The organism is Bradyrhizobium sp. USDA 4354, assembly GCF_054060315.1.
In genome coordinates this window covers 417,550-443,577 of sequence record NZ_JBSSDC010000001.1, presented here as the reverse complement: position 1 = coordinate 443,577, position 26,028 = coordinate 417,550, and the positions used below count along the sequence as shown (strand labels likewise).

Genomic DNA, 26,028 nt, shown 5'->3' with positions numbered 1-26,028 from the left:
GGCGCAGGGGAATTTTCCGTTAAGAAAGCATTTATCATGTCAGGGCAATTGCCGTATTTCGCGTCACATTTTTCTGTTGTGCGTACAGGCGTTTACCCGATCCAAACCCACGAGGCCAGACAATCCGACGTTGAAATCGCGGGTGGCTGATGGCTGAGAAGAACTGGCACGTGGGCAGCACGCTTCCGATTGCTGTGCAGGCCGTCATATGCCTGGCCGGTGCGGTCGCGCCTGCGCATGCCTTTGCGGCATCGGACAGCCTTATCGTTCCGAGCGATCTCGCCAAGCTCGATCCCGGCGTGATCTGGGAAGCCCTGATCGCCGGCATCGTCGTCTGCTCGTTCCTCGCTGCGATGGCGCTGTGGATCCATTCCTCGCTGCGCCAGACCCGGCGTTTGCAGTTGCGGCGCAATGCCTTCATCTCCTCCGCCATGAACAATCTCAACCAGGGCGTGGTGATGACGGATGCGCAGCACCGTGTCATCTTCTGCAACGACCGCTACCTCGATATCTATGGCCTGACGCGGTCGGATGTCCGACCTGGCATGAACGGCCGCGAACTCCTCGAGTTGCGCCGCAGGCGCGGGGTCCTGGACGGCGTTTCCGACGACGAATTTTACGACAAGGCGGCAAGCGCCAATGGCTTGATCACGGAACTGCCCGACGGACGGGCCATCCTGGTGAAGTTCTTCGTGCTGCCGAACGGTGGCTCGGTCGCCACGCATCTCGACGTCAGCGACCAGCGTAGGCTGTCGCGACAGCTGGCCTCGACCAAGCAGTTCCTGGAGACGGTGCTGGACAACGTGCCGGCCTGCGTCGCCGCCAAGAACATCGAGGACGGCCGCTACATCTTCGCCAATACGGCCTATGAGCGCTTCTGGGGCTTTTCGCGGGACCACGTCGTCGGCAAGAATGCGCGCGAGCTGTTTGCGCCGGTCTCGGCGGCCACGATCGAGGCAACCGACAAGGCCGCGCTTAATTCGCCGGACGGCCAATTCCGCAACGAATTTGAGGTCGAGCGCGGCGCGGAGCGGCGCATGGTCGCCTCGATCCGGATCGCGGTGCGCAATGAAAGCAACCGACCCGGATTCCTGCTGCTGGTGTTCGAGGACATCACCGACCGCCGCTCCCTGTCGCAGGAGCTGGAGAGCACCAAGAAGTTCCTCGAGCTCGTGGTCGACAACATCCCGGTGGCGCTGATCGTGGAGGAGGTCAAGGATGGCCGCTACCTGCTCGCCAACCGCAGCGCCGAGACCATCCTCAACCGCAGGCGCGAGGAAGCCACCGGCCTGACTGCGTCCGACATCTTCAACGCCAAGGAAGCAAAGCTGATCATCGCCCGCGACGAGGCCGCGATCAAGAAGCGCGGGATGATCACCGAGGAGCATCCGATCTCCACCAAGGACGGCCTGCGGCTGTTCCTGACCCGCCGCGCCACCGTGCTCAGCGACGCCGGCGAGCCGCAATATCTGATCAAGACCCATGAAGACGTCACCGACCGCCGGCAGACCGAGTCGCGCATGGCGCACATGGCCTATCATGACGGTCTCACCGATCTGCCGAACCGCGCCGCCTTCCTGCAGGCGCTGACCCAGATGATCGAGGCCTGCGAAGGCACCGGCGAAGAATTCGCCGTGCTCTGCGTCGACCTCGACGGGCTCAAGGAGGTCAACGACGTCTTTGGCCACGCGCTCGGCGACAAGCTCCTGATCGAGGTGGCCCAGCGGCTCCAGGACTCCGCGCGGGGCGGCGTGGTGGCGCGCCTGTCCGGCGACGAGTTCGGGCTGATCATCGACGGCAAGCAGCCGGAAGCGGGCCTTGCGCTAGCGCAGCAGATCGGCGAGGCCGTCGCGCAGGAATTCCAGATCGACGGCCGGCCGGTCCGTGCCGGCGCCACCACCGGCATGTCGATCTTCCCGCACAACGGCACGGATGGCGCTTCGCTGCTCGCCAATGCCGGTGCGGCGCTGTTCCGCGCCAAGCAGAAATCGCGCGGCACGATCAGCCTCTACCAACCGGAGATGGACCAGCAGATCCGCAATCGCCGCGTGCTGCACCAGGACCTTTCGATGGCGATGAAGAACGGCGAACTCTCGCTCGCCTTCCAGCCGCAAGGTGTCGCCCGCCACAGCGTCGCCGAGAGCGAGATCATCGGCTTCGAGGCGCTGGCGCGCTGGCAGCATTCGGTGCGCGGGCAGGTCTCGCCGGCCGAATTCATCCCGATCGCCGAGGAAAGCGGCCTGATCGTCGAGATGGGCGAGTGGATCCTGCGCGAGGCCTGCCGCGAGGCGGCGTCCTGGCCGAAGCCGCTGCAGGTCGCGGTCAACTTGTCGCCGGCGCAATTCATGCACGGTGACGTGGTTGGCCTCGTCCATTCGATCCTGATCGAGACCGGCCTTGCACCCGGCCGGCTCGAGCTTGAGATCACCGAAGGCGTGCTGATCGAAGATTTCGACCGGGGCCTCGCGCTGCTGCGCCGCCTGAAGGCGCTCGGCGTGCGTATCTCCATGGACGATTTCGGCAGCGGTTACTCCTCGCTGAGCTACCTCCAGGCGTTCCCGTTCGACAAGATCAAGATCGACCGCGCCTTCATCATCAATCTCGGCCGCAACCCGCAATCGGCGGCGATCGTGCGCGCCGTGATCGATCTCGGCCACGGCCTCGAAATGTCGATCATCGCCGAGGGCGTCGAGACGGTGGACCAGCTCGCCTTCCTCGCCAAGGAGGGCTGTGATGGCGTGCAGGGCTATCTGCTCGGCAAGCCGCTGCCGATCGGGAAATATGCCGGCCTCATCGGCCGCGCCGAAGCCATGGAGCTTGCGCTCAAGACCGGTTAGTGATGAGAGCGTATCGCTCCCATTCGACGGCCTCATGGCGGATTACGACCTCGCGATCATCGGCGGCGGCCTGAACGGCGTCAGCCTCGCCCGCGATGCGGCCGGCCGCGGCCTGCGGGTTATCCTGTTCGAGCAGGGCGATCTCGGCGGCGCGGCATCGTCGGCAACACCGCGGCTGATCCACGGCGATCTTGCGGTGCTCGAGCGCCGCGGTTTTTGGCGGGTGCGCCGGGCTCTGGCCGAGCGCCGGACCTGGCTCCGGATCGCGCCGCATCTGGTCCGGCCGATGCGTTTCGTGATTCCTGCGCATGCGGACGAGCGTCCACCGTGGCTGCTGCGCGCCGGCCTGTTCCTCTATGACAACCTCGCCGGCCGGAACGGCCTGCCCGGATCGACGACCCTCGACATCACCCATCATCCGGTCGGCAACGCGCTGAAGCGCCCATTCGGCACGGCGTTCGAATATTCGGACTGTGTCGTCGACGATTCCCGCCTTGTCGTGCTCACGGCGCTGGACGCGGCCGAACGTGGCGCGGCGATCCGGACCGGGGCACGCTGCGTGCGTGCCGACAGAACCGACATTTGGCGGCTCGCCGTGGTCGATCGCGGTCATCGCCGCACCGTCACGGCCCGGGCGCTGGCCAACACCACCGGTGGCTGGACGTCGATGGTCGCGGAGACCGTCCTGCGCCAGCCGCAGCCCGCCGTGGCAGCCATCCAGATGAGCCAGATCATCGTGCCCAGGCTGTTCGATTCAGACAACGTCTACGTCTTCCAGAACAGCGATGGCCGACTGATTTTCGCAAGCCCGTTCGAGCGGGAGTTCACGCTGATCGGCACGGTCACGCATGAATTCACCGGCGATCCCGCAATCGCGGCGATGTCCGGATTGGACGTCGGCTATCTCTGCGAAGCGGCCAGCCGCTACTTCCGCGAGCGCGTCACTCCGACCGACGTGGTCCGGACGGTCTCCGGCGTCAATTTGAGGCCGGCGTCCGCGCGGCGAGGTGACGGCACGACTGTGTTCCACGCGCGCCGGCGCAAGGCGCCGCTGATCACGATGTTCGGCGGCGACGTCACCGCCTCGCGCCTGCGCGCGGAGCGAGCGGTGACGAAGCTGACGCCGTTCTATCCGATGTCGTCGCCCTGGACTGCCGGCGCTGCGCTGCCGGGTGGAGATTTCGCCTGGGACCGTTTCGACACCGAGGTCGACCTCGCACGCGACCGCTGGCGCTTTCTGTCGGAGCCGCAGGCCCAGCGCCTCGTCGCCGCCTATGGCACGCGATTGCCGGTGGTGCTGAGCGAGGCAAAGACACGCGACGAACTTGGGCCTGCCTTCGGTCCCGAACTGACCGGCGCGGAGGTGCGCTATCTCATGACCCGCGAATGGGCGCGTTTTCCGGATGACGTTCTGTGGCGCCGCTCCAAGCTCGGCCTGACAATGCCTGCGGCGGACCGCGACGCGCTGGCTGGGTTTATGGCGGATGTGAGCTAGTCGGGATCTCGTGCACCCGGCACCCCCCGGGATCGCGAGCACCATGGCGGATAGCGTGGATGATGATCTCCTCGCTTCCGATCTCGTAAAAGACGAGAAACGGGTAGGGCGTTGTGGTCAGCCTCCTGATGTCCGGATCGTCCGTTCGTAGACCGATCTCGGGATGCGCAAGCAGCAGGCCAATCACGTCCCGAATGCGCTTCTGGACGCGCGCCGCTCCCTGAGGAGACGCTTCTGCGATGTAGGTCAGAATGGAATCGAGATCGGCGAGCGCCGGAAGCGTGTAGCGAATATTCACAGGCCGTGTTTGGCCCAAGTCGCTCGGACTTGAGCCTCGGTTGCGAATTCACCCCGTTTAGCCGCCGCCTTGGATACGGCAATCGCCGACCTTTCATCATCCGACAGGATGACAGGAGGCGCTGCGTCGGCACCGGCGAGCTGGAGTACGATTCGGGCAATGTCGTCCTGCGCGTCCGCGGGCAGACTGCGCGCGATCTCCAGGGCCTGATCCAGCAACTTGGTCATATCGCCATCATACGCCGTTTGACGCCTCGCATGAAGGCCAATTTCCGATGATCCGCTCCGAACCGGTTGAGCTGGGGACGATCGGCCGCTAGCGTGCGGCGGAATCGGGGTTGGCAGGGACCATGGCGGAAGAGTTGCCCGGAACGGACGTTGCGGCTGAAGCGGCTGGCGGAGATGCGTTTCCCGCGGCGGAGCAACCGCTGCTGCGCATCGAAGGCGTCGCCAAGACGTTCGGAACGTTCCGCGCCGTCGACGGCGTCTCGCTCGACATCGGGGCCGGCGAGTTCTTCGCGCTGCTCGGCCCGAGCGGCTGCGGCAAGACCACGCTGCTGCGCATGCTCGCCGGCTTCGAGGCGCCGGACGAGGGGCGCATCCTGCTCGGCGGCAAGGACATCGCGCAAGCGCTCCCGCACGAGCGCCCGATCAACATGATGTTCCAGAACTATGCGCTGTTCCCGCATCTGTCGGTGCGCGACAACATCGCCTTCGGCCTGAAGCGCGCCGGCATGGCGCGCGCAGACGTCGCCACCCGCGTTGCGGAAATGGTCGCGCTGGTGAAGCTCGAAGGATTGGAAAAGCGCAAGCCGGACCAGCTGTCCGGCGGCCAGCGCCAGCGCGTGGCGCTCGCCCGCGCCTTGGCGCGCCGGCCGCAATTGCTGCTGCTCGACGAGCCGCTCGCAGCTCTCGACAAGAAGCTGCGCGAGAGCACGCAAGGCGAGCTGATGGAGCTGCAGCGCCGGCTCGGCATGACCTTCATCATCGTCACCCACGACCAGGAGGAGGCGATGACGATGGCGAGCCGGATCGGCGTGATGAAAGCCGGCAAGCTCGCCCAAGTCGCGAGCCCCCGCGAGCTCTACGAGGCGCCACGCTCGCGCTGGATCGCGGAGTTCGTCGGCGACATCAATCTGTTCGACGGCGAGTCCAAATTGCGCGACGGTCATCGTCTGGTCATTGGCACCCGTGACGCGGGTGCGCTGGTCGTGGCCGAGCCGCGCGAACCCGTTGGCGCGGGAAAATTCGTGGTCGCGATCCGCCCCGAGAAGGTCAAGCTGTCGCGTCGCGCTCCGGTGAGCGAGGCCGGTCGCGAGACGGCGATCAACCGGCTCGACGGCATCATCGCCGACATCTGCTATCTCGGCGGCACCACCACCTACAAGGTGAAGCTCGATACCGGCGGGATGCTGCAGGCCTCCGTCGCCAACAGCGCGCGCCTCGACTTCGATGCCTACAGCCTGAACCAGCATGTCGTTGCCTGGTTTACGCCCGACGATTGCGTGGTATTGCCGTCATGAGCTCCCGCCGCATCTTCGCAAGGCCCGCGCGCTTCGCCGCGATCGCACCCTATGTCTGGATGGTGCTGTTCTTCCTGGTGCCGTTCGCCTTCGTGCTGAAGATCAGCCTGTCGCAGACCGCGATCGCACAGCCGCCTTACGAGCCCCTGTTCGACCTGGCGGCGGGATGGCACGCGCTCAAGACAGCCCTTGCTGCGTTGTCGATCGACAATTTCAGGCTGCTCGGCTCCGACGACATTTACGTGTTTGCTTATGTGCGCAGCCTTACCGTCGCGATCACTGCGACCGCGCTGCTGCTCCTCATCGGCTATCCCATTGCCTATGGCATGGCGCGGCTGCCGAAACGCTGGCAGGCGGTGGCGATGGTGCTGGTGATCGTGCCGTTCTGGACCTCGTTCCTGATCCGCATCTATGCCTGGATCAACATCCTCCAGCATGACGGTCTGCTCAACCAGATCCTGCAGGCGCTGCATCTGGTCAGCCAGCCCGTGGTGTGGCTCTCCACCGACACCGCGATGTATATCGGCATCGTCTATTCCTATTTGCCGTTCATGATCCTGCCGCTCTACGCCACGCTCGCCAAGATGGAGCCGGCGCTGGAGGAGGCGGCCTCCGATCTCGGCGCGCCGCCGTGGCAGGTGTTCTGGCTCGTCACGTTCCCGTTGTCGCTGCCCGGCGTCGGCGCCGGCGTGCTCTTGTGCTTCATACCGATCGTCGGCGAGTTCGTGATCCCGGATCTTCTGGCCGGCTCCAATTCGCTGATGATCGGCCAGACCCTGTGGCTCGAATTCTTCACCAACAAGGACTGGCCGGTCGCCTCCGCCGCGGCCATCGTGCTGCTCGTCGTGCTGCTGGGGCCTCTGCTCTTGTACGAACGGCTGCAGAAGCGGCAGCTGGAACAGGGAAGGTAGGGCGATGCGCAAGACCTCCCGCTTGTCCCGATTCAACATCGCCTCGCTCGCGCTGGGGCTGGCCTTCCTCTATTTGCCGATCCTCATCCTCGTTCTCTATTCCTTCAACGCCTCGCGGCTGGTGACGGTGTGGGGCGGCTGGTCGCTGCGCTGGTATCGTGAGTTCTTCAACGACCGCGCCATGATCGAGGCGGCCTGGATGAGCCTGCGGGTCGCGGTCTCCTCCGCGACCATCGCGACGCTGCTTGGCACGCTCGCAGCCGTCGCATTGTCGCGCGGCGAGCGGTTCCGCGGTCGCACGCTGTTCTCCGGCATGCTCTATGCGCCGCTGGTGATGCCGGAGGTGATCACCGGATTGTCGCTGCTGCTGCTGTTCGTCGCGCTGAATGCCGAGCGCGGCTTCTGGACCGTGACGATCGCCCATACCACGCTGACGATGTGCTTCGTCGCGGTGGTCGTGCAATCCCGCCTCGGCTCACTCGATCGCTCGCTGGAGGAGGCGGCGATGGATCTCGGCTGCAACCCCGTCCGTGCGTTCGTCGCCGTGACGCTGCCGCTGATCGCGCCGGCGATCGTGGCGGGCTGGATGCTGGCTTTCACGCTGTCGCTGGACGACCTCGTGATCGCGAGCTTCGCGACCGGTCCCGGCTCGGCGACCTTGCCGATCCGGATCTATTCCGAGGTGCGGCTCGGGGTGAAGCCCGAGATCAACGCGATCTGCACGCTGGTGATCGCCCTGATCGCGGTCGTCATTGTCATCGCCTCGCTCGCTTCGAAGCTGTCGAGCTCGCAAGGCGAGAGCGCGGCGCCGCTGTGAGTGACTCGTCATTGCGAGAAGCGTAGCGACGAAGCAATCCAGAGTGCTCCCGCGGGGGCATTTCTGGATTGCTTCGCTTCGCTCGCAATGACGAGGGATATTTACGACTTCACCGCACCCGCCGTGAGCCCGCCCACCATGTAGCGGCGGAAGGCGTAATAGACTGCGGCCGGCGGCAGTGCGTAGATGAAGCCGGTCGTCATCAACAGCTCCCACGGCGAATCGTCGGCGGCCAGGAAGTTGCCGAGGGCGACGGGGAGCGTGATCTCGCGGTCGTTCGAGAGCAGCAGGAACGCGTAGAGATATTCGTTCCAGGCCAGCAGCACGGCATAGGTGCCGATCGCGACCAGCGAGGGCATCATCAGCGGCAGGTAGACCAGGCGGAAGATCTGCAGCGTCGTGGCGCCGTCCATCACGGCGGCCTCGTCCAGCTCCACCGGCAGCTTGTCGGAGGCCTGCTTCAGCACCCAGATCGCGTAGGGGCTGGCGATCGTCACCATGGCCAGGATCAGCGACCAGTGATTGTTGAGCAGGCCGTAATTGCCCATGGTGCGGTACATCGGCACGGCGAGGAACGCCGCCGGAATGAAGTAGGTGAAGAGCGCGAGGTTCAACACAATGCGCCCGCCCGGCACCTTCAGCCGCGAGATCGAGAACGCAGCCGCGGTCGCGATGAACAGCGTCAGCGCGCCGACGGCCCGCCGCGATCAGCGTCGAATTCCAGAACTGGACGTAGAAGTCGCGCAGGAAATAATGCTGCTGCTTGAACACGATCTCGAAATTGTGGAGCGTCGGATGGTCCGGCCACAGCTTGCCCGAGAACGCGTCCTCCTTCGGGGAGATCGCGAACAGGAACATGTGATAGATCGGGATCATCGTCCACAGGAAGACGGGAATGCCGATCAGCAGGAGCCGCGCTTCGGTCGCGACTTCGCGCCAAGAAAACTCTCTTACGCCGGGGAGCTTCATCGCGACAACCGTTTCATCATGAAATACACGAGCGGCAGGACGAACGGCATCGCGCAGACGATGGATGCCATCGCCAGCGAGAGCTGGTCGAGCCGGAGATAGCGGATGCCGAGCGTCGACAGCACGTGCGTGAGGTCGGCCGGGCCACCGCCGGTGAGCAGGTAGACGCTGTTGAAATCGCCGAGCGTCCAGATCATCGAGAGCAGCGTGCAGGTCACGTAGAGCGTCTGCATCGACGGCCAGGTGATGTAGCGGAACTTCTGCCACCAGCTCGCGCCGTCCACCTCGGCGGCCTCGAACAGGTCGTGCGAGATCGCGAGGCGGCCGGTGATCAGGATCAGCGTCCAGAACGGCAGCGACTTCCAGATGTGCACGCCGATCGCCATGCTGAGCGCCACGGTCGGGTCGTTCAGCCAGTTCGGGCCGTCATCGCCGGTGAAGGAGAAGATGAGGTGGTTGATGACGCCCCATTCGGGATTGAGCATGAAGCGCACCGACAGGATGGTCGGGATCGACGGCACCGCCCAGGGCAGGATGAAGATCACCGACAGCCATTTGATCCAGGTGCGCTGCTGGGCGAAGAAGCCGGACAGGAACAGCGCGATCAACATCTTGATGTTGATCCCGATGACCAGGAAGATCAGCGTGTTGATCGCGGCGCGCGCGAAGATCGGGTCGTTGTAGAGCGCGACGTAGTTTTCCGGCGCGCGCGCCAGCCACAGCCCATAGCACACCGGATAGACGACGAAAGCGAGGAAAACGAGCAAATAGGGCGCGAGCAGGATGATGCCCCAGACTTGCGCCGGGGTCAGCCGCGACGACAGGGGCGGGCCGGGAATTGCCTGATCGCCAGAGAGCGTGATCGCCATTCTTTTCGGACTCTTCAAAGAGAAGCCGGCCGCGAAACGCGGCCGGTGTTGTTGTTACACCTCTCGCCGCAATGCGGGGAGAGGGGCGGATGACTAACCCGCGACCTGCTTGATGCGGGCAATCAGTTCGTCGACGGCCTTGTCGACCGGAACCTTCTCGCTGACGACGCGGTTCATCGCCTTCGCCCACACGTTCTCGTTGTTGAGGATCGTGAACTTCCAGTTCTTGGTGAAGTCGAACGCGGCGGTGCCGCCCTTGAACTGGGTGTAGACGGCCTTGCGGTGCTTGTCAGCCTGCCAGAATGGGCTCTCCTGGCTTTCCTTCGTCACCGGGAACCAGCGGCCGAGCGCGCCCTCGATGTAGGGACGGACGTTCTCTTCCTGGAGCAGGAAGCTGATGAACTGCTTGGCCTCGGCCTTGTTCTTGGCCGCGGTGAAGACCAGTCCGGTCTTGACGTCGGAGCGGTAACGGATCGTCGAGCCATCAGGGGCCTTTGGAAAGGAGGCCGTGACGATGTCCTGCTCATAGGCCTTCTTGCCAGCGTCGCGCTGCTCCTGGGTGAGGGCCTGGTTCTGCGAATCCTCGAACCACTTCGCCGCGATCGAGATCGTGAAGTTGTGGGTCATCACGATCGTCTTGTTGTGGAACGCGACGTTGTTGTCCGGGTCCTTCCACGTGGTGGAGGACGGCGGCGTGCAGCCCTTGATGTAGGTGTCGGTGTAGTCCTTCATCGCCTTGATCAGATTCTCGCGAACCTTGGGATCGTCGACCGTGAGCTTGCCGTCGTCGTCGACCAGCTTGACGTGGTAGGCGTCCATGAAGGTGTAGAACGACTGGAAGGAGTCGGTGGATTCCACGCCCATCGGCTGGCCGACGGCGTAGAGGCGCTGGCCGGTCGCCTTGCGGATCGCCGGCTGCACCTTGTCGCACCAGAACGTCCAATAGCCCGTCCAGTCGTTCGGGATGTCGCTCAGCTTGAAGCCGGCCTTCTCAAGCATGTCGTTCCAGATCTGGACGTGCATGCTCTGCTGCTTCAGCGGGAAGCCGTAATAGGCCTTCTTCTTGGCGACGTCGTTGTAGAGGATCGACGCATCGAGCGTGTTCTGCACGAACCGGCCCTTGATCGGCTCCATGACATCCGTGAGGTCCTCGAGCTTGCCCTCATAGGCCCACTTGCCCTGCGCCTGCACGTCATAGGAGTCGGAATAGGCGACATCGGGAACGGTGCCGGCATCGAGCGCTGCGACCGTCTTCGGAATCATGTCCTGGATCGCGTATTGCGACAATTCGACCTTGATGCCGGTCTTGGCTTCGAATTTCTTGATCGTCTCGATCAGCGCGTCGTCTTCGGACCGATAGAAGCCCTTGCCCCACCAGACTGTGATCGTCTTCTGCTGTGCAAAGGCGGGTGCAGTGGCGGCAAACAGCCCAACCGCAGCGACCGCCAATGAAACTGCGCCAATAACCTTGGATTTCACGTTTTTCTCCCTCAAACGGCCGGTGTTTTAACCGGTCGTATAAAACACTAGCGCATGGTCGTCATCCGATCTAGCGGCTTCTTGTCAGACCTATGTCGCGGTTGGAGAGAGGCTGTGGAGATGCGAATTTCGCGCATTGATCCAAAGGCCGCATCAATACATGCCAATCAATTCGCCTCGTGGTGTGTCTGGCTTTGTCAACGTTTCCCTTTGAGGCTGGACGAAGGCGGGCTCGTCTCAGCGGATCTGGACCGCGGCTTGCCTTGCCCGCTCGTCGGAGAAGGGGAACGCCATGCCTCGAGGAGCATCTTGAGAAATTGGCTGGCATGAGGCGATAGCATCGCCCCGCGCCTGCGCACGATGCCGATCGTCCGCGACACTTCCGGCTCGGTCAACCGAATGGTGTGAATGATCGGATGGCCGGCCGCTGGCGTCGCGAGCCTCGGTAGCACCGCGATGCCGAGTCCAGCTTCGACCAGGCCAAGCGAGCCGGAGAGGTGAGCGACCTCATAGGACCAGTTCAGCTGCAAGCCGTGCCGCGCCAGCGCATTGTCGATCAGCGCGCGATTGCCGCTGTTGCGGCCGACGGTGATGACCCGGTGCGACACGATTTCCGACCAGCTGACCTGCTTGCGCGATGCCAGCGGATGGTCATGACGGCAGGCCAGGACGAAAGGGTCCTCCACCAGCTTCTCGAATTCGATTTCCGCATGCGAAGCGCCGATGAAATTGATGCCGAAGTCGGCTTCTCCACGCGCGACCGCTTCCAGTCCCTCATTGGCACCGATGTCGAGTATCCGGATGCGAATGCGCGGATACGCTTCGGCAAACCGGCCGATCGCACGCGGCAGGAAATAGAACACCGCTGTCGGCACCGCGGCTACCGAGACGAGGCCTGAACTTCGCGCGCCGATATCGTGGATGGCGAGCACCGAGGTCTCGAACTCGTCGATGAGGCGGCGCACCTTCGGCAGGAAGTCGCGGCCGGTCATGGTGAGATTGACGTGGCGCGTCGAGCGTTCGAGCAACGGCGCACCGAGGCCTTCTTCCAGTTTCTGAATGCGTCGGCTGAGCGCCGGCTGCGACAGGTTCAGTGCCCTGGCGGTCCGGACGAAGCTTCCCGTCTCCGCCACGGTGATGAACGCCTTGAGGTCGAGCAGTTCTGCGTTCATGGGCATGCTCCATTATACCGATATACGAAATAATACCTCAGATATTTGCATTTCACAAAAGAGTTCTGCCGGAGGATGCTCTGGCTCGCGCGAAGATGTCGCCGAACGGAAGAGCTCCATGAACGATCAGATTGCCATTCCCTGTGTGGTCATGCGCGGGGGCACCTCGCGCGGGCCGTTTTTCCTGGCCCGCGATCTTCCGGCCGACCCCAACCTGCGCGATGCGGTCCTGTTGTCGGTTATGGGCGGGGGGCACGACCTTGGAATCGACGGGATCGGCGGCGGCAATGCCGTCATCAACAAGGTTGCGATCGTCGGGCCGGCAACGGTGCCCGGCGCCGATGTTGATTACCTGTTTGCCCAGGTGCGGGTTCGTGAGGGGATCGTCGATACCTCGCCGAATTGCGGAAACATGCTGGCGGCCGTGGGGCCGTTCGCAATTGAAGCCGGCCTGGTCGCCGCTGCCGCAGATCGCACCCATGTGCGCATCCACAATGTCAACACCGGCAAGTTGATTGACGCGACCGTTCCGACACCCGCAGGACGCGTGACTTACGACGGCGAGGCGCGGATCGACGGTGTTCCGGGAACGGCCGCGCCGATCGAACTGTCGTTCCCCAACGCGGCCGGTGCGCGCACCGGTCGCCTCCTACCGACGGGACATCCGGCCGACCGCATCGAAGGGATCGATGTGACCTGCCTCGACGCGGCGATGCCGGTCATGCTGGTCCGCGCGGCGGATCTGGGATGGAGCGGCCGTGAGGCTCCCTCGGATTTCGCCGACAAAGGCTTCCGAGCGCGTCTCGAAGACTTGCGCATCGAGGCTGGACGCCGGATGGGCTTTCGAGATCCCGCGACGATGGTGATCCCGAAACCGGTTCTGATTGCGCCCGCGAGAGAGGCGACGTTGAACGTCAGGTACTTCATGCCACACGACTGCCATAGCGCGCTGGCGGTCACCGGCGCGGTCGCGATCGCGACGGCATGCGTCACGCCCGGGACGATCGCCGCAGAGATGGTCGGACCGCTGGCGACGCCGGTGCCGATCACGCTCGCCCATCCCTCGGGCCAGCTCGTGGTTCGGCTGGAGCCCGGCCCGGTTGCCCGGGTGCTGCGGACGGCCCGGCGAATCTTCGAGGGCCACGTCTTCGCCCGTCGATCGCACGTGCCTCATTCGGTGCTGGCGGCCTGAAGCCCGCCGCCTCCAAAGCCAGCACAAAAACAGCATGGGAGAAACGAGAAATGCATAAGGAAGCGCTGGTTGGGCACCCGAGCACCGAGGCGGGAAAGCCATTCTACCGGATTCTCTATATCCAGGTGCTGATTGGCCTCATGCTGGGCGTCCTCACGGGCCATTTCTGGCCCGAATTCGGCGCCGCGCTGAAGCCCTTTGGCGACGGCTTCGTCAAGCTGGTCAAGATGATGATCGCGCCGATCGTGTTCTGCACCATCGTGAGCGGCATCAACAGCGTCAGCGATTCCCGCGAGGTCGGCCGCACGCTGGTGAAGTCCATGGCGCTGTTCTACCTGCTGACGGTGCTCGCTTTGCTGGCCGGGCTGATCGCCGTGTCGCTGATCCAGCCGGGCGCGGGCATGCATGTTGCGGTCAATACGCTGGATCCGTCGGTGGCCGCGAAATTCACCAAGCAGGCGGGGGTATCCGGCTTCGCGGAATTCATGCTGCACATTATCCCGCATTCGTTCTTTGGAGCGTTCGCCGATGGCGAAGTGCTGCCGGTGTTGCTGGTCTCAATCCTGATCGCCTTCGGCCTGAGCCGTGCCGGTGATGGGGGTGTCGTGGTGACAAAGGCAGTCGCCTCGTTCTCCCAGGTGCTGTTTGTGTGTTTTGGCTTCATCATGAAACTCGCTCCGCTCGGCGCCTTTGGGGCCATGGCGTTCACGGTAGGCCGCTATGGCATCCGATCGATCGGCTCGCTCGGACTGCTGATCCTGACATTCTATCTCGCCTGCTCCGTCTTCGTGGTGGTCGTGCTTGGTACGCTGGCGCGGCTGAACGGCTTCAGCCTGTGGAAGACGATCCGCTACTTCAAGGAAGAATTGCTGATCGTGCTCGGCACGTCGTCGTCGGAGCCGGCGCTGCCTGGCGCGCTGCGCAAGCTGGAGCAGCTCGGATGCCGGAAAGGCGTGTCAGGGCTCGTGTTGCCGATGGGCTATTCCTTCAATCTGGATGGCAGCGCCATTTATCTCACCTTGGCTTCCATCTTCATCGCGCAAGCCTGCGACATTCACCTGTCATGGGGGCAGATTGCAGCGATGCTCGGATTGATGCTGCTGACGTCCAAAGGGGCGGCCGGTGTCACCGGCAGCGGCTTCGTCGCGCTTGTCGCGACCCTCTCGGTCATGCCGGATTTGCCCGTGACCGGCGTGGCGCTGCTTGTCGGCATCGACCGCTTCATGTCGGAGGCACGGGCGCTGACCAGCATGATCAGCAACTGTGTCGCATCCATCACCATTTCGCTGTGGGAGGACGCCTGTGATCGCGAGGTGCTGGCCCGCGAACTGGGACAGGGGGGCACTCTCACGGTCGCGACCGGGACGAAGATGGGGGCGGCACCGGTGGTGCGGGAGGACAAGAGCTGGATTTCGACGACGCAATCGGCCGCGTAACGCCGCATTTGCATGAAATCGGCGCAGTATTCAGCCTGGCAAGTCGAGCTCGTGGCGTGCAGGCTGCCAACCCAAAGGAAGTGACGTTGGTACCTCTAGAGCATGATCCGGAAAAGTGTGCAGCGGTTTTCTGAAGAGATCATGCTCAAACAAGAATCTAAAGCGCGATGACGATCCATCCTAATCTCGTCGCGCTTTAGTTGGACTTGGCGCTGTCCTTCGCGTTCTCCGCCGTCGGCGATTCCGCCGGCGCGGTGCGCTTTCCGCTGCCGGTGATGCGCTCGATTGCGGAGCGCACGGCGTCACCCCCTTTGCGGTCCTTCAGCATGTCGAGCAGCGGCGCGGAGGCCGGCGAGCGGCGGATCAGGCTTTCGGGATCGGGGAAGATCAGCGGATCGTCCCAGGGGCCCTGCACCACGAAGGGCAGTTCGAACCCCGACGCGCTGTTGAGGCTCGCCACGCCCTTCATGTCGTATTCGCGCGTCGGCACCGAGGCGGTGCCGGTGAGCGTGATCTTCGCCGCCGGCCCCTCGACGCGGATGTCCTCGGCGGTGGCGATCCCGTCGGAGAATTTCACGGCGATGGTAAGATTGTTGTAGGGCGTCGAGCCGTTGCGGAAATTGCCGCCGCCCGACAGCGGCCGCCGCTCCAGCCGCTTCAGGAGCTGCTCGGCGTTGAAGCCCGAGATCGCACCGTCGTGCCCGGTCACGGTAGCGCTTCCGTCGAGCGACTGTACGAGGCCGAACGGGCTCGATCCGGAGGCGAGGAGCGAGACGTTGATGTTGCCGCGGCCTGACAGCTTGTTGAGACCGAACAGCTCGGTGGCGCAGGCCTGGAGATCGACGTCGGTGAACTGGAATTGCGCCTTGATGTCGGCGACGGTGTCGGACCGCGCGATGCCGAACGAGCCCTTCGCGATCCCGCCATAGACCTGCGCCTCGCCGACCGAGAGCGCCAGCGTGCCATTGCGTAAATTGGCGCCGATCGCGGTGCGGCCGAGCTTCGTCGGCCCGACCGTCAGCCTTGCAGCCGACAGGCGCATGTCGAGGTCGGTGGTCGACAATCCGTTGAGATCGAACAGCTGCCTGTTCCAGTCGCGCGCGCCGCTCGCGAGCAGGCGGAACGTCGAGATATAGGGTGTAAAGTCGAGCGCGTCGGCGGCGAGCGTCGCCTGCAGCGTCTGCCGGCCGTTATTGGCGTAGGTCATGACGCCCTCGGCGGCATTGCCGTCGAGCTCGACATTGACATTGGTGAGCGCGATCGAGGCGCCGACGACGTTGGCGCGCGCCTTCAGCGCGAAGCGGCCGAAGCCGCCGCTGCCGGGCTGCGGCTGCCCGGTCCAGCGCAGAGCGTTGCGCAAGGACGGGCTGTCGACGGTGAGCGTGCCTTCCATCATCGGGCTGGTGCGATTGGCGACGCTGCCGTCGAAGGCAAGCTTGAGCGGCGAGCTGGCGATTCGCGCCTTCAGGCCGGACCGGTCGCCGGAGAGGGCGGCGACGAAATCGGAAAAGCTGATCGAGCCGTCGACGCGCTCGCCGCGCCAGTCGAACTGTCCGGTCGCGGCAAAGGAGCGCGAGATCGAAGGCCAGGCCAGCGACAGGTCGATGTCCTCGAGCTTCTCGGTGGCATGCGTGGCGGCGTCCTCGTAATCGAGCACGCCGTCCTGGATCCGGATTTCGGAGAACGAGACCTGGTTCTCGGCCCCGGGCTTCATGGTGCGCGCGATGGTCTGGATGAAGGGCGTCCAGTTGCTCTCGCCGTCCGGCTTGAGGCTGACATGGATGCGCGGGCGCAGCAGCGTCAGGTCGGCGATCTCGAATCGTTGCAGCAGCAGCGGCAGCAGCCGCAGATTTGCGGTGAGCACGTCGACCTGGAGCGCTGGCGTGCTGGTGCCGCCGCCCTTGAGGCCGACGTCGCGGAAGGAGATGTAGCTCGCCGGCAGCACCGAGATGTCGATGCTGCCCGCGACATTGAGCTCGAGCCCGGTGACGTCGCGGATCTGCGCTTCGACCGCCTTGCGCAGCGCGTCGCGGTTGATGAGCCAGGAGGTCGCGATCAGGGCGATCAGCGCGACGCCGAGCAGCGCCGCGATCGGCGTCCCGAGGCGCTTCATTCCTTGGGCCATGGTCAATGGCATGTCCTGATCGGGTTGGTCGCTGGAGCCAGAAGGGCGGGCCGGGAAACCTGTGCGCCCACACCCAACCCCCACAACTTGATGGGTTTTCTTGACGCTTTCAAGGCCGCGGCACGGTTATGCCCACGGCATGAGCAGCTTCTATCACCCAGGGGCGGAGCGGAGAACCCCCGTATCATTGACGGCTTCGGACGATTTCGCCTAATAATCGCCGCCAATAAGGCGCGACGCCTGCAAGCCGAAGGTTCAGTCGAGGTTTTTTGCATGAACAAGGTCTATCCCGACGCCAAGTCGGCGCTCGACGGCATTCTAAAAGACAACATGATGATCATGTCGGGCGGCTTCGGCCTCTGCGGCATTGCCGAGGAACTGTCGGACGCGATCCGGGAGTCCGGCGTCAAGGGCCTGACGGTGGTCTCCAACAATGCCGGCGTCGACGGCATCGGGCTCAGCCGTCTTCTCGAAACCCGCCAGATCAAGAAGATGATCTCGTCCTATGTCGGCGAGAACAAGCTGTTTGCCCAGCAATTCCTCGCCGGCGAGCTGGAACTCGAATTCAACCCGCAGGGCACGCTGGCCGAGCGCATTCGCGCTGGCGGCGCCGGCATCCCGGCCTTCTACACCAAGACCGGCGTCGGCACTCTGATCGCCGAAGGCAAGGAAGTGAAGGAGTTCGACGGCGAGAAGTACCTGATGGAGCGCGGCCTGTTCGCCGACCTCGCCATCGTGCACGCCTGGAAGGGCGACACCGCCGGCAACCTCATCTACCGCAAGACCGCGCGCAATTTTAACCCGATGATGGCGACTGCCGCCAAGATCACGGTGGCCGAGGTCGAGCATCTGGTTCCGGCCGGTGAACTCAATCCCGACCACATTCATACGCCCGGCATCTTCGTGAAGCGCATCGTCGAGGTCGGCACGGCCAAGAAGCGCATCGAATTCCGCAACACCCGCCCGCGCACCAGCGCATGATCCGGAAACGTGGAAGCCGGTTTTCCGATCAGATCATGCGCCACTAAAGAATCGACAGGAGCACAACGATGGCCTGGACCCGTGAACAGATGGCCGCGCGCGCCGCGAAGGAGCTGCGTGACGGCTATTACGTCAATCTCGGCATCGGCATCCCGACGCTGGTCTCGAATTACATCCCAGACGGCATGGACGTCAGCCTGCAGAGCGAGAACGGCATGCTCGGCATGGGCCCGTTCCCCTACGAAGACGAGGTGGACGCGGACCTGATCAACGCCGGCAAGCAGACCGTGAGCGAGCTGCCCTCGACCTCGTATTTCTCGAGCGCGGATTCCTTCGGCATGATCCGCGGCGGCCACATGGATCTTTCGATCCTCGGCGCCATGCAGGTGGCCCAGAATGGCGATCTCGCCAACTGGATGATCCCGGGCAAGATGGTCAAGGGCATGGGCGGCGCGATGGATCTCGTCGCCGGCGTCAAGCGCGTCGTCGTGGTGATGGAGCATTCGGCCAAGGACGGCCCGAAGCTGCTGAAGAAGTGCAATTTGCCGCTGACGGGCGAGCGGGTGGTCGACATGGTCGTCACGGATCTCGCCGTCTTCACCATCGACAAGCACGGCGACGGCGGCATGGCGCTGATCGAGCTCGCCGACGGCGTCTCGCTCGACGAGGTCAAGTCCAAGACCGAAGCCGAATTCCGCGTCGCGCTGAAGAACACGTAAGCGAGAAACGGGCGCGCATCACTGTGGTCCGTGCGTCCCATCTCCCGTGAATGCGGGCGATGGCGTGAATGCGCGGACGATGGGCATCCCGTCAAGCGGGGCCGCTCGGCACTTCGGAGAACCGGGTCAGCCAGGCAACCGGGCCGATGCTCGCGGCGATGATCAGGAGGGCCGCGAGCGCGCCGTCCTCGAAATTGCCGCGGCTTGCGTACTGGTAGATCGACGTGGACAGTGTTTCGACGTTGAGGGGCCGCAAGAGCAGCGTTGCCGGGAGCTCCTTGAGACAGTCGACGAACATGATGATGACGGCGCCGAGCATCGCGGGCCGGAGCAACGGCAGATAGATCTGCCTCAACATGACTGCCTGGCCTGCGCCGACCGCGCGCGCGCTCTCGTCATAGTCGCTCGGAATGCTGTCGAACCCGGCCTTGATCATGCCGACCGGCACAGCCAGAAAACGAATCGTGTAGGCGATCACGACGGCCATCCCGGAGCCGACCAGGACCAGCCCGGGAAGGGAACGTCCGGTCCAGGCCGCGACCGCGCTCAGCGCATTGTCGACCGCCAGGACCGGGGTGAGCAGGCCGAGAGCGATGACGAGACCCGGCAGCGCGTATCCGGCCTGCGCGGTGCTCAGCGCCACATATCGCAGAGGATCCGGCCGCAAGCGGTGCGCGATCGTCGTGGCGAGCGCAAGCATCAGCGCCATGAGCGTCGCGAGCGCCGCAAAGGCAAACGAATGGAAGGTGTGGCGCCACAGCAGCGGGTCGAAATTTGCAAGCAGTCCGCGACCGAGAGCCTGATGCGCCAGATAGAGCAGCGGTACCACGAAGCCGATCAGCACCGGCAGCACGCAGACCGCGAACGCGATCGACGCTCTTGCGCCCGACAGCGGGGTTCGCTGCCTCACATGCGGGCTTTCGGCCGAGAACTCGGTGCTGGCGTTGCGACGGCCGTAACGCTCCATCGCGATCAGGCCGGCGACGATCGCAAGCATCAGGCATGCCAGTTGTGCTGCACCGGCAAGGCTGCCGCGGTTGAGCCAGGTGGTGAAGATCGAGACCGTCAGCGTGCGGATGCCGAGATATTCGCTGGCTCCGATGTCGTTGAGCGTTTCCAGCGCGACCAGCGCCACGCCGACCGCGAGCGCCGGCCGCGCCATCGGCAGTGAAACGCGCCAGAAGATGGTCCACCGGCCGGCGCCCAGTGTCCTGGCCGCTTCCGCGAATTCGGCTGACTGAACCTGGAACGTCGCGCGCGCCGAGAGATAGACGTAAGGGTAGAGCACGAGCCCGATCACGAAGATGGCGCCCGGCAGCGAGCGGAGGTTGGGCAGAAGGCTGAGGGCATCGCCCAGCGGCAGCCAGATCGCCAGGCTGCGATGCACCAGGCCGAGCGGTTCGAACAGATCGGCATAGACGTACGCCGCAAGATAGGTCGGAATCGCCAGCGGCAGCGGCATCAGCCACAGGAGCATGCCCCGGCCGGCAAAATCGTGGCGCGATATCACCCATGCAGTGCTGGCGCCGATCAGTAGTGTGACCGCGCCGACCCCGACGAGCAGAAGCGCGGTATCCAGCAGGGCGGCCGGCAGCACATAGTTGATGAGGCCGTGCCACACATCGGGCGCCGGCTGCAGAGCCAGCGAAACGATCGAGATCACGGGCGCCGCGACCAGGATCGCGGTTGCGATCGCGATTGCGGTTGCGGCGCGCCCGGCGTGGGCACGGCCTCTCGAGCGAGGCCGTGCGTCCGAAGTTTCTCCCAGCTTAAGAGACGTGGGCCGCCAGAGATCAGTTGTCAAAGCCGACCTTGTCCACCAGCGAGGCCGCAGCCTTGCGGTTGGCGGCGATCTTTGCGATCGGCAACGGATCCGGGCCGAGCTTGCCATAGCCCGCGATGGTCGCGTTGACGGCGACACCGCTCCGAACCGGATATTCGTAGTTCTGGTCGGCATACATCTGCTGCGCCTGCTCGCTCACGAGCCACTCGATCAGCTTGATACCGTTTGCCTTGTTGGGCGCGTTCTTGGCGAGCAGCACGCCGGAGAGGTTGACGTGGGTGCCGCCGCCCTCGAAGGTCGGCAGGATGACGCGGGTCGCCTCCGCCCACGGCTTCTTCTCGGGATCGTTGTTCATCATCAGCGCCCAGTAATAGGTGTTGCCGATGCCGATGTCGCATTTGCCAGCGGCGACGTCACGCGCGGCTTCGCGATCGCCGCCCGACGGCTTCTGCGCGAGATTGGCCTTCACGCCGCGCAGCCATTCCTCGGCCTTGGCCTCGCCATACTTGGCCGTGTAGGCCGCGAACAGCGCGTTGTTATAGATGTGCTGGCCCGAGCGAATGCAGATCTTGCCCTTCCACTTGGGATCGGCGAGCTCCTCATAGGTGATCTTGTCCTGCTTGACACGATCCTTCGAGGCATAGATCACGCGCGCGCGCATGGAGATGCCGGCCCAGTGTCCGTCCGGATCGCGATACTGCGCCGGCACGACCTTGTCGACTGCCTCCGACTTGATCGGCTGGGTGACACCGGCCTGCACGGCCTCGTCGATGCGGCCGATGTCCACCGTCAGCAGCACGTCGGCCGGACTGTTGGCCCCTTCCGCCTTCATGCGCTGCTCCAGACCGGAGCTTGCGGAGACGACGTTGACCTTGATGCCCGTGTCCTTGGTGAACGCATCGAACAGCGGCTGGATCAGCTTGGTCTCGCGGTAGGTATAGACGTTGACCTCGCCATTGGCGGCTGCCTCCGACACGAAAGACGTGGTCAGGCTCAACACCGCCGCAGACGCGGCGAGGACGCGAAGATAGATCATAAGGGCTGCTCCCAGGCGCGCGATTGAACGCCGATTGAGTAGCGCAGGCGCTGGGACAACGTCAGCGACGCGATGTCGCGAGGGCATGAGCTTAGAGTAATTCCAAAGTATCTTTTAGACTCATTCTAATGCTTGAGCGAAGGTCATGGGAAACGATTGGCGCCCTATGATCTTGCCGGCCTCGTCTTGCTCAGGCGCTGCGAGACGCTGGCCAGCCACGACGTCTCCTCGCGCACCAGGCGGAAGCCGAGATTGGCGGGCGGCACGCCCTGGGCGCAGCCGCCGGCACGGGCGTCGCGGATGAAGTCGGTGACATAGGCGCGGTGCGCACCCTCGGCGACGCGCACGCCGCAATTCACGGTCGCGCGGCCGGGATTGCCGGCGTCATCGGCACGCGAGCGCACGAAGCACGTCGCGGTCCACTCCCAGACGTTGCCGGCGAGGTCTTCGACGCCATGCTCGTTCGGGCCGAACTTGCCGAAGCGATGGGCCGTAGTGTCGGAGAGGTCGCGTTCGGATTCGCGCTCGTAGCGGCTGATCCAGCGCGTCGAGGGGTCGCTTGCATCGACCGGTGCAGCATCATCCCTAAATCGTGAGCCGGCTGCAAAGGCCCATTCCTCGTCGCTCGGCAGGCGGTAATGGTGACCGGTCTTGCGCGACAGCCAGCCTGCATAGGCCTCGGCATCGTGCCAGCTCACCTGCACTGCGGGGCGATCGGGGGCGATCGCCACGTCGCGATCGAGCGCGCGGCAGGCGCCATCCTGCACGCAAAGCTGATAGTCGGATGAGGCGACCTGATTTCGCATGATGTGCAGCGGCCGGTTCATCCGCACGGAGCGCAGCGGCGCTTCCGCCTGCCGCCCGGCCGCGGGTGAAGTCGCCGGCTTCGCGATATGTGAAGCTGCCGGCGGCGACCTCGATCATCGCCGGCTCGCCTCCCGCGTGGCGCGTCGTCATCTCGGAAACCAGAGGCGCAACGGCCAGCGGCCCCGCAAGCCCGGCCGCGCAGGCGAGTGCTAGTTTGAGCTTGAATGCGATCAGCATGGTCATTCCCGAAAGAAGGAGGGGCCGGCGATGACCGGCCCCTTGTCGCGTCTAGTTGGTGCGGGCAGGCGGTATTTCAACAGGCGCCTTCACCTGGGTCATCAGATCGTCGTTCCACTTGCCTTCGACCTTGAAGTGCGCGGTGGCGCCGAGATCGGCGGCCTCGATCAGATTGTGCGTGACATAGGCGTAGATGCCGGGCTGCTGGAATTTGTACAGCGCAGCTCCCGCCGAACCGCCGCGGATGAACCAGGTCTCGAGCCCGACCTCAGGTGCATTGCCGAACTTTCCGGTCTCCCAGACATAATCGCCGTGGCCGCCGATCAGATGCGGACGGCTGTCGCGATTGGCCTGCGAATGCACGATCAGCACGTTCTCGCCGACCTTGGCGGTGAGCGCATTCTTGCCGGTGAGCGCGCCGACCTTGCCGTTGAACACGACATGGGAGGGGATCAGCTTCTTCATCACCTCTTCCGTGTCGGTAAAGGCCTCGCCCGGCGATCCGTAGGACTTGAAGTTGCCCTTCTCGTCACGCGGTACGTACATGTCCTGCTCGCCGATGTAGTAGACCTTGTCGTATTTCAGCGCGCGGCCCTTGCCGTCGTTCAGCCCGTCGCGCGGCAGCACCATCACTGCGCCGTTCATGCCGGAGACGACGTGCCAGGGGATCATCGGGCCGCCCGGTGCGCAGTGATAGACGAACACGCCGGTCTTGGTCGCCTTCCAGCGCAGCACGACCTGCTCGCCGGGATTGATGAGCGTGAGCTCGCCGCCGCCGAGCGCGCCGGTCGCGGAATGGAAGTCGATGTTGTGCGGCATGGTGTTGGTCGCGGGGTTGACCAGCGTCAGCTCGACATAGTCACCCTCGTGCACAACCATGAGAGGTCCCGGCATCGAGCCATTGAACGTCATCGCCTGGAAGGTGGTGCCCTTGTCGTCGATGACGACCTTCTTCTCCTCGACCGTCATCGTGAACTCGATGATCTTGGGCGCCTGCGTCGTGGCTTGCTCGTGCGCATGCACGAAAGGCGGAGCGACCAGCTCTACCTTCTGACGCGGCAGCTTGAGATCGCTGGCGGCAAAAGCCGGGGCCGCCAACATCAGGGCGGTCGCGGCGGCGCTGATCAATGCGGCTCTGCGGGTGAACATCGGAAGCATCCTTCATGTGAAAAGGTTTTGATGACGGATGCAGTGTGCGCCGATCGCGGCAAGCGTGTTTGTGCTGCGACAAGCTTCCGCCGGATTCACCCTCCGCAACAGGACCTAGGTTTCTCGAAAGAGCGGGATCGGCGATACCAACTCACCGTGTCCGCAGGCGCGATGCCGATCGATGCCGAGCGTCAACTCAGCGGCAACTCGTTTGCATGTTCAAGTTGGATGGCGATCTCGATCGCCCCCGCTCATGTGCGTGGATGAGATCGCAAGGCAAGCCTTGGCGAAGGCGCGGCCGGTCAGAGCAGATTCACGGCAAGCCAGACCAATCCCCAGATCGCCAGCGACAGCACGACGAAGACGGCGATTGCTGCGGCCAGGGCGCGCACCACGCCGGCGGCGGCTGGCGTGGCCGGGGCCGGCCGGAAGTCGTCGAAACGCGGGATATGGCCGCGGACGTCGAGCAGGGAGAGAATGAGTTCGAGTGCGAGAAGCCTCATGGCAAACGCTCCGGATGGCCGCGAATTATTTCCGATCATGGCCAGGAACCCGCCGCCGCGCTTTGCGCGAGCGCAAAGTCGCTTCCGCGCATCCGGGTTAATTGAACTCATTCCGTGATTTGCCGTGGCGTCTGTGCGCGGCGGAAATTTACGAATGGGTAAGATATGAGAGCTGATCTTGCGGCGATCTACGGCGAGGAACGTCTCCCACGCTACACCAGCTATCCGACCGCACCGCACTTTACGCCTGCGATCGGTCCGGACACGTATGCCCGGTGGCTGACGGAGCTGCCGCCGGGCGCCAGCGCGTCGCTTTATCTGCACGTGCCGTTCTGCCGCGAGATGTGCTGGTACTGCGGCTGCCATACCCAGATCGTCCGTCGCGACGAGCTCATCGCCGGTTACCAGCGGACGCTGCGCAGCGAGATCGCGCTGGCCGCCGAAACCATCGGCCGCCGCATCAAGGTCGAGCACATCCATTTCGGCGGCGGTACGCCGACGATCATGGCGCCGGAGGCTTTTGCCGAACTGGTGGCGACGATGCGCCAAAAGTTCTTCGTGCTGCCTTCGGCCGAAATCGCGGTCGAGATCGATCCCCGCACATTGACCGTGGACATGGTCGAGGCGATGCGGCTCTCCGGCGTCAACCGCGCGAGCCTCGGCGTGCAGAGCTTCGATCCCGTGGTGCAGCGGGCGATCAACCGCGTGCAGAGTTTCGAGCAGACGGCTTCCGTGGTCGACATGCTCCGCCACGTCGGGATCGAGGGCATCAATTTCGACCTGATCTACGGCTTGCCGCACCAGACTGTCGCGTCGTGCCTGGACACGGTGCGGCGCAGCCTCGCGCTCGCGCCCAATCGCTTCTCGGTGTTCGGCTATGCCCACGTGCCTGATTTCAAGAAGCACCAGCGCATGATCAACGAGGCCGTGCTGCCCGACGGCCCTGCGCGCCACGACCAGGCCAGCGCGATCGCGAATGCGCTGAAGGAGGCCGGCTACGTGCAGATCGGGCTCGATCATTTCGCGCGTCCCGGCGATTCCATGGCCGTGGCGTTCGAGCAGGGCACGCTGCGGCGCAATTTCCAGGGCTACACCACCGATCGGAGTGAAATCCTGCTGGGTTTCGGCGCGAGCGCGATCGGACATCTGCCGCAGGGCTACGTCCAGAACGAGGTGCAGATAGGCGCCTATGCGCAGAGCATCGCCGCCGGCCGCCTCGCCACCGCGAAGGGCTATGGGCTCACTGACGACGATCGGCTGCGTGCCGACATCATCGAACGCATCATGTGCGAGTTCAGCGCCGATCTCGGCGACATCTGCGCGCGCCATGGCGCAGAGGCAGGGGCGATGTTGAAATCGGCGGCGCGTCTGAAGCCGCTGATCTCTGACGGGGTCGTGAGGCTGGACGGCGATCGGCTCGCGGTCGCAAGGGACTCGCGCTTCCTGGTGCGCAGCGTCGCCGCCGCGTTCGACGCGCATCTGGATCCGGGCAAGCAACTGCATAGCAGGGCGGTGTAGCCCCTCGTCATTCCGGGGCGCGCCTCTTGGCGCGAACCCGGAATCCATTTCACTGCACTGGTTGCTGCCCAATGGATTCCGGGTTCGCGCTGCGCGCGCCCGGAATGACGAGTTGAGGAACCGGCAACAGCTTGCGCTCCAACAAAGACTCTCGGTCCCGCGCCGCTATCGTC

Annotated in this window: 20 protein-coding genes and 2 pseudogenes; 10 read left to right on the top strand and 12 right to left on the bottom strand. The window is 64.3% G+C overall.

Features of this window, described 5'->3' with window-relative positions; translation table 11 throughout:
* The first annotated feature begins 149 nt into the window (after nt 1–149).
* Nucleotides 150–2,837, top strand: a complete 2,688-nt coding sequence (locus ACVIIV_RS02135) for a sensor domain-containing protein (RefSeq protein WP_456742694.1) — start codon at nt 150–152, stop codon at nt 2,835–2,837.
* A gap of 34 nt (nt 2,838–2,871) precedes the next feature.
* Nucleotides 2,872–4,332: a glycerol-3-phosphate dehydrogenase gene (locus tag ACVIIV_RS02130; RefSeq protein ID WP_456742693.1), complete on the top strand. Its 1,461-nt coding sequence runs from the start codon at nt 2,872–2,874 to the stop codon at nt 4,330–4,332.
* On the opposite strand, the gene ACVIIV_RS02125 is transcribed toward ACVIIV_RS02130, so the two are convergent.
* Together ACVIIV_RS02125 and ACVIIV_RS02120 are read right to left on the bottom strand one after the other, a co-directional pair.
* A complete protein-coding gene (locus tag ACVIIV_RS02125; protein WP_456742692.1) occupies nt 4,313–4,630 on the bottom strand; it encodes a type II toxin-antitoxin system RelE/ParE family toxin in 318 nt (105 codons plus the stop codon). The genes ACVIIV_RS02130 and ACVIIV_RS02125 overlap by 20 nt on opposite strands.
* The gene (locus tag ACVIIV_RS02120) at nt 4,627–4,857 is read right to left on the bottom strand and encodes a hypothetical protein (protein WP_456742691.1); all 231 of its coding nucleotides are present in this window, start codon (nt 4,855–4,857) and stop codon (nt 4,627–4,629) included. Before ACVIIV_RS02120 ends, ACVIIV_RS02125 begins: the two co-directional genes overlap by 4 nt.
* A 122-nt stretch (nt 4,858–4,979) precedes the next feature.
* On the opposite strand from ACVIIV_RS02120, the gene ACVIIV_RS02115 reads away from it, so the two are divergent.
* The 3 genes from ACVIIV_RS02115 to ACVIIV_RS02105 are packed head-to-tail and all read left to right on the top strand — an operon-like array spanning nt 4,980 to nt 7,880.
* A complete protein-coding gene (locus ACVIIV_RS02115) occupies nt 4,980–6,152 on the top strand; it encodes an ABC transporter ATP-binding protein (RefSeq protein ID WP_456742690.1) in 1,173 nt (390 codons plus the stop codon).
* On the top strand, nt 6,149–7,063 hold the full coding sequence (locus ACVIIV_RS02110) for an ABC transporter permease (RefSeq protein WP_456742689.1): 915 nt from the start codon (nt 6,149–6,151) through the stop codon (nt 7,061–7,063). Before ACVIIV_RS02115 ends, ACVIIV_RS02110 begins: the two co-directional genes overlap by 4 nt.
* Nucleotides 7,064–7,067: 4 nt before the next feature.
* Nucleotides 7,068–7,880, top strand: a complete 813-nt coding sequence (locus ACVIIV_RS02105; RefSeq protein WP_456742688.1) for an ABC transporter permease — start codon at nt 7,068–7,070, stop codon at nt 7,878–7,880.
* Between the two features lie 101 nt (nt 7,881–7,981).
* On the opposite strand, the pseudogene ACVIIV_RS02100 reads toward ACVIIV_RS02105, so the two are convergent.
* From ACVIIV_RS02100 to ACVIIV_RS02085, 4 genes and pseudogenes are all read right to left on the bottom strand, one after another.
* A pseudogene (locus ACVIIV_RS02100) lies at nt 7,982–8,849 on the bottom strand (carbohydrate ABC transporter permease).
* The gene (locus ACVIIV_RS02095) at nt 8,846–9,718 is read right to left on the bottom strand and encodes a carbohydrate ABC transporter permease (protein ID WP_456742687.1); all 873 of its coding nucleotides are present in this window, start codon (nt 9,716–9,718) and stop codon (nt 8,846–8,848) included. Before ACVIIV_RS02095 ends, ACVIIV_RS02100 begins: the two are co-directional and overlap by 4 nt.
* Nucleotides 9,719–9,811: 93 nt before the next feature.
* On the bottom strand, nt 9,812–11,197 hold the full coding sequence (locus ACVIIV_RS02090) for an ABC transporter substrate-binding protein (protein ID WP_456742686.1): 1,386 nt from the start codon (nt 11,195–11,197) through the stop codon (nt 9,812–9,814).
* A gap of 197 nt (nt 11,198–11,394) precedes the next feature.
* Nucleotides 11,395–12,375 (bottom strand): LysR family transcriptional regulator, encoded by a 981-nt coding sequence (locus tag ACVIIV_RS02085; protein WP_456742685.1) that lies wholly within the window; start codon nt 12,373–12,375, stop codon nt 11,395–11,397.
* Nucleotides 12,376–12,487: 112 nt separating this feature from the next.
* On the opposite strand from ACVIIV_RS02085, the gene ACVIIV_RS02080 reads away from it, so the two are divergent.
* Both ACVIIV_RS02080 and dctA read left to right on the top strand, forming a co-directional pair.
* Nucleotides 12,488–13,561: a 4-oxalomesaconate tautomerase gene (locus tag ACVIIV_RS02080; protein WP_456742684.1), complete on the top strand. Its 1,074-nt coding sequence runs from the start codon at nt 12,488–12,490 to the stop codon at nt 13,559–13,561.
* Between the two features lie 50 nt (nt 13,562–13,611).
* Nucleotides 13,612–14,997 carry a C4-dicarboxylate transporter DctA gene (gene dctA, locus ACVIIV_RS02075; RefSeq protein WP_456748649.1) on the top strand — a complete coding sequence of 462 codons (1,386 nt, stop codon included), beginning with the start codon at nt 13,612–13,614 and terminating at the stop codon, nt 14,995–14,997.
* 196 nt (nt 14,998–15,193) lie between these two features.
* Here the strand turns inward: dctA and ACVIIV_RS02070 are convergent, their stop codons facing one another.
* Complete coding sequence (locus ACVIIV_RS02070; protein ID WP_456748648.1) at nt 15,194–17,122, bottom strand: AsmA family protein; 1,929 nt, start codon at nt 17,120–17,122, stop codon at nt 15,194–15,196.
* A 273-nt stretch (nt 17,123–17,395) separates the two neighbouring features.
* Between ACVIIV_RS02070 and ACVIIV_RS02065 the strand changes: the two genes are divergently transcribed.
* Both ACVIIV_RS02065 and ACVIIV_RS02060 read left to right on the top strand, forming a co-directional pair.
* Nucleotides 17,396–18,103 (top strand): CoA transferase subunit A, encoded by a 708-nt coding sequence (locus ACVIIV_RS02065; RefSeq protein WP_027573157.1) that lies wholly within the window; start codon nt 17,396–17,398, stop codon nt 18,101–18,103.
* Between the two features lie 68 nt (nt 18,104–18,171).
* The gene (locus ACVIIV_RS02060) at nt 18,172–18,822 is read left to right on the top strand and encodes a 3-oxoacid CoA-transferase subunit B (RefSeq protein ID WP_100234459.1); all 651 of its coding nucleotides are present in this window, start codon (nt 18,172–18,174) and stop codon (nt 18,820–18,822) included.
* Nucleotides 18,823–18,913: 91 nt separating this feature from the next.
* Here ACVIIV_RS02060 and ACVIIV_RS02055 read toward each other — a convergent pair whose 3' ends face one another.
* From ACVIIV_RS02055 to ACVIIV_RS02035, 5 genes and pseudogenes are all read right to left on the bottom strand, one after another.
* Nucleotides 18,914–20,521, bottom strand: a complete 1,608-nt coding sequence (locus tag ACVIIV_RS02055) for an ABC transporter permease (RefSeq protein ID WP_456748647.1) — start codon at nt 20,519–20,521, stop codon at nt 18,914–18,916.
* Nucleotides 20,522–20,615: 94 nt separating this feature from the next.
* A complete protein-coding gene (locus ACVIIV_RS02050; RefSeq protein WP_260382158.1) occupies nt 20,616–21,641 on the bottom strand; it encodes a Fe(3+) ABC transporter substrate-binding protein in 1,026 nt (341 codons plus the stop codon).
* 164 nt (nt 21,642–21,805) lie between these two features.
* A pseudogene (locus tag ACVIIV_RS02045) lies at nt 21,806–22,685 on the bottom strand (SUMF1/EgtB/PvdO family nonheme iron enzyme).
* Nucleotides 22,686–22,736: 51 nt separating this feature from the next.
* On the bottom strand, nt 22,737–23,834 hold the full coding sequence (gene nirK / locus ACVIIV_RS02040) for a copper-containing nitrite reductase (RefSeq protein WP_456742683.1): 1,098 nt from the start codon (nt 23,832–23,834) through the stop codon (nt 22,737–22,739).
* Nucleotides 23,835–24,136: 302 nt separating this feature from the next.
* Nucleotides 24,137–24,337, bottom strand: a complete 201-nt coding sequence (locus ACVIIV_RS02035) for a hypothetical protein (RefSeq protein WP_456742682.1) — start codon at nt 24,335–24,337, stop codon at nt 24,137–24,139.
* Between the two features lie 165 nt (nt 24,338–24,502).
* Here ACVIIV_RS02035 and hemN point away from each other — a divergent pair, with 165 nt between their 5' ends.
* A complete protein-coding gene (hemN, locus tag ACVIIV_RS02030; protein WP_456742681.1) occupies nt 24,503–25,855 on the top strand; it encodes an oxygen-independent coproporphyrinogen III oxidase in 1,353 nt (450 codons plus the stop codon).
* Nucleotides 25,856–26,028: the final 173 nt, after the last annotated feature.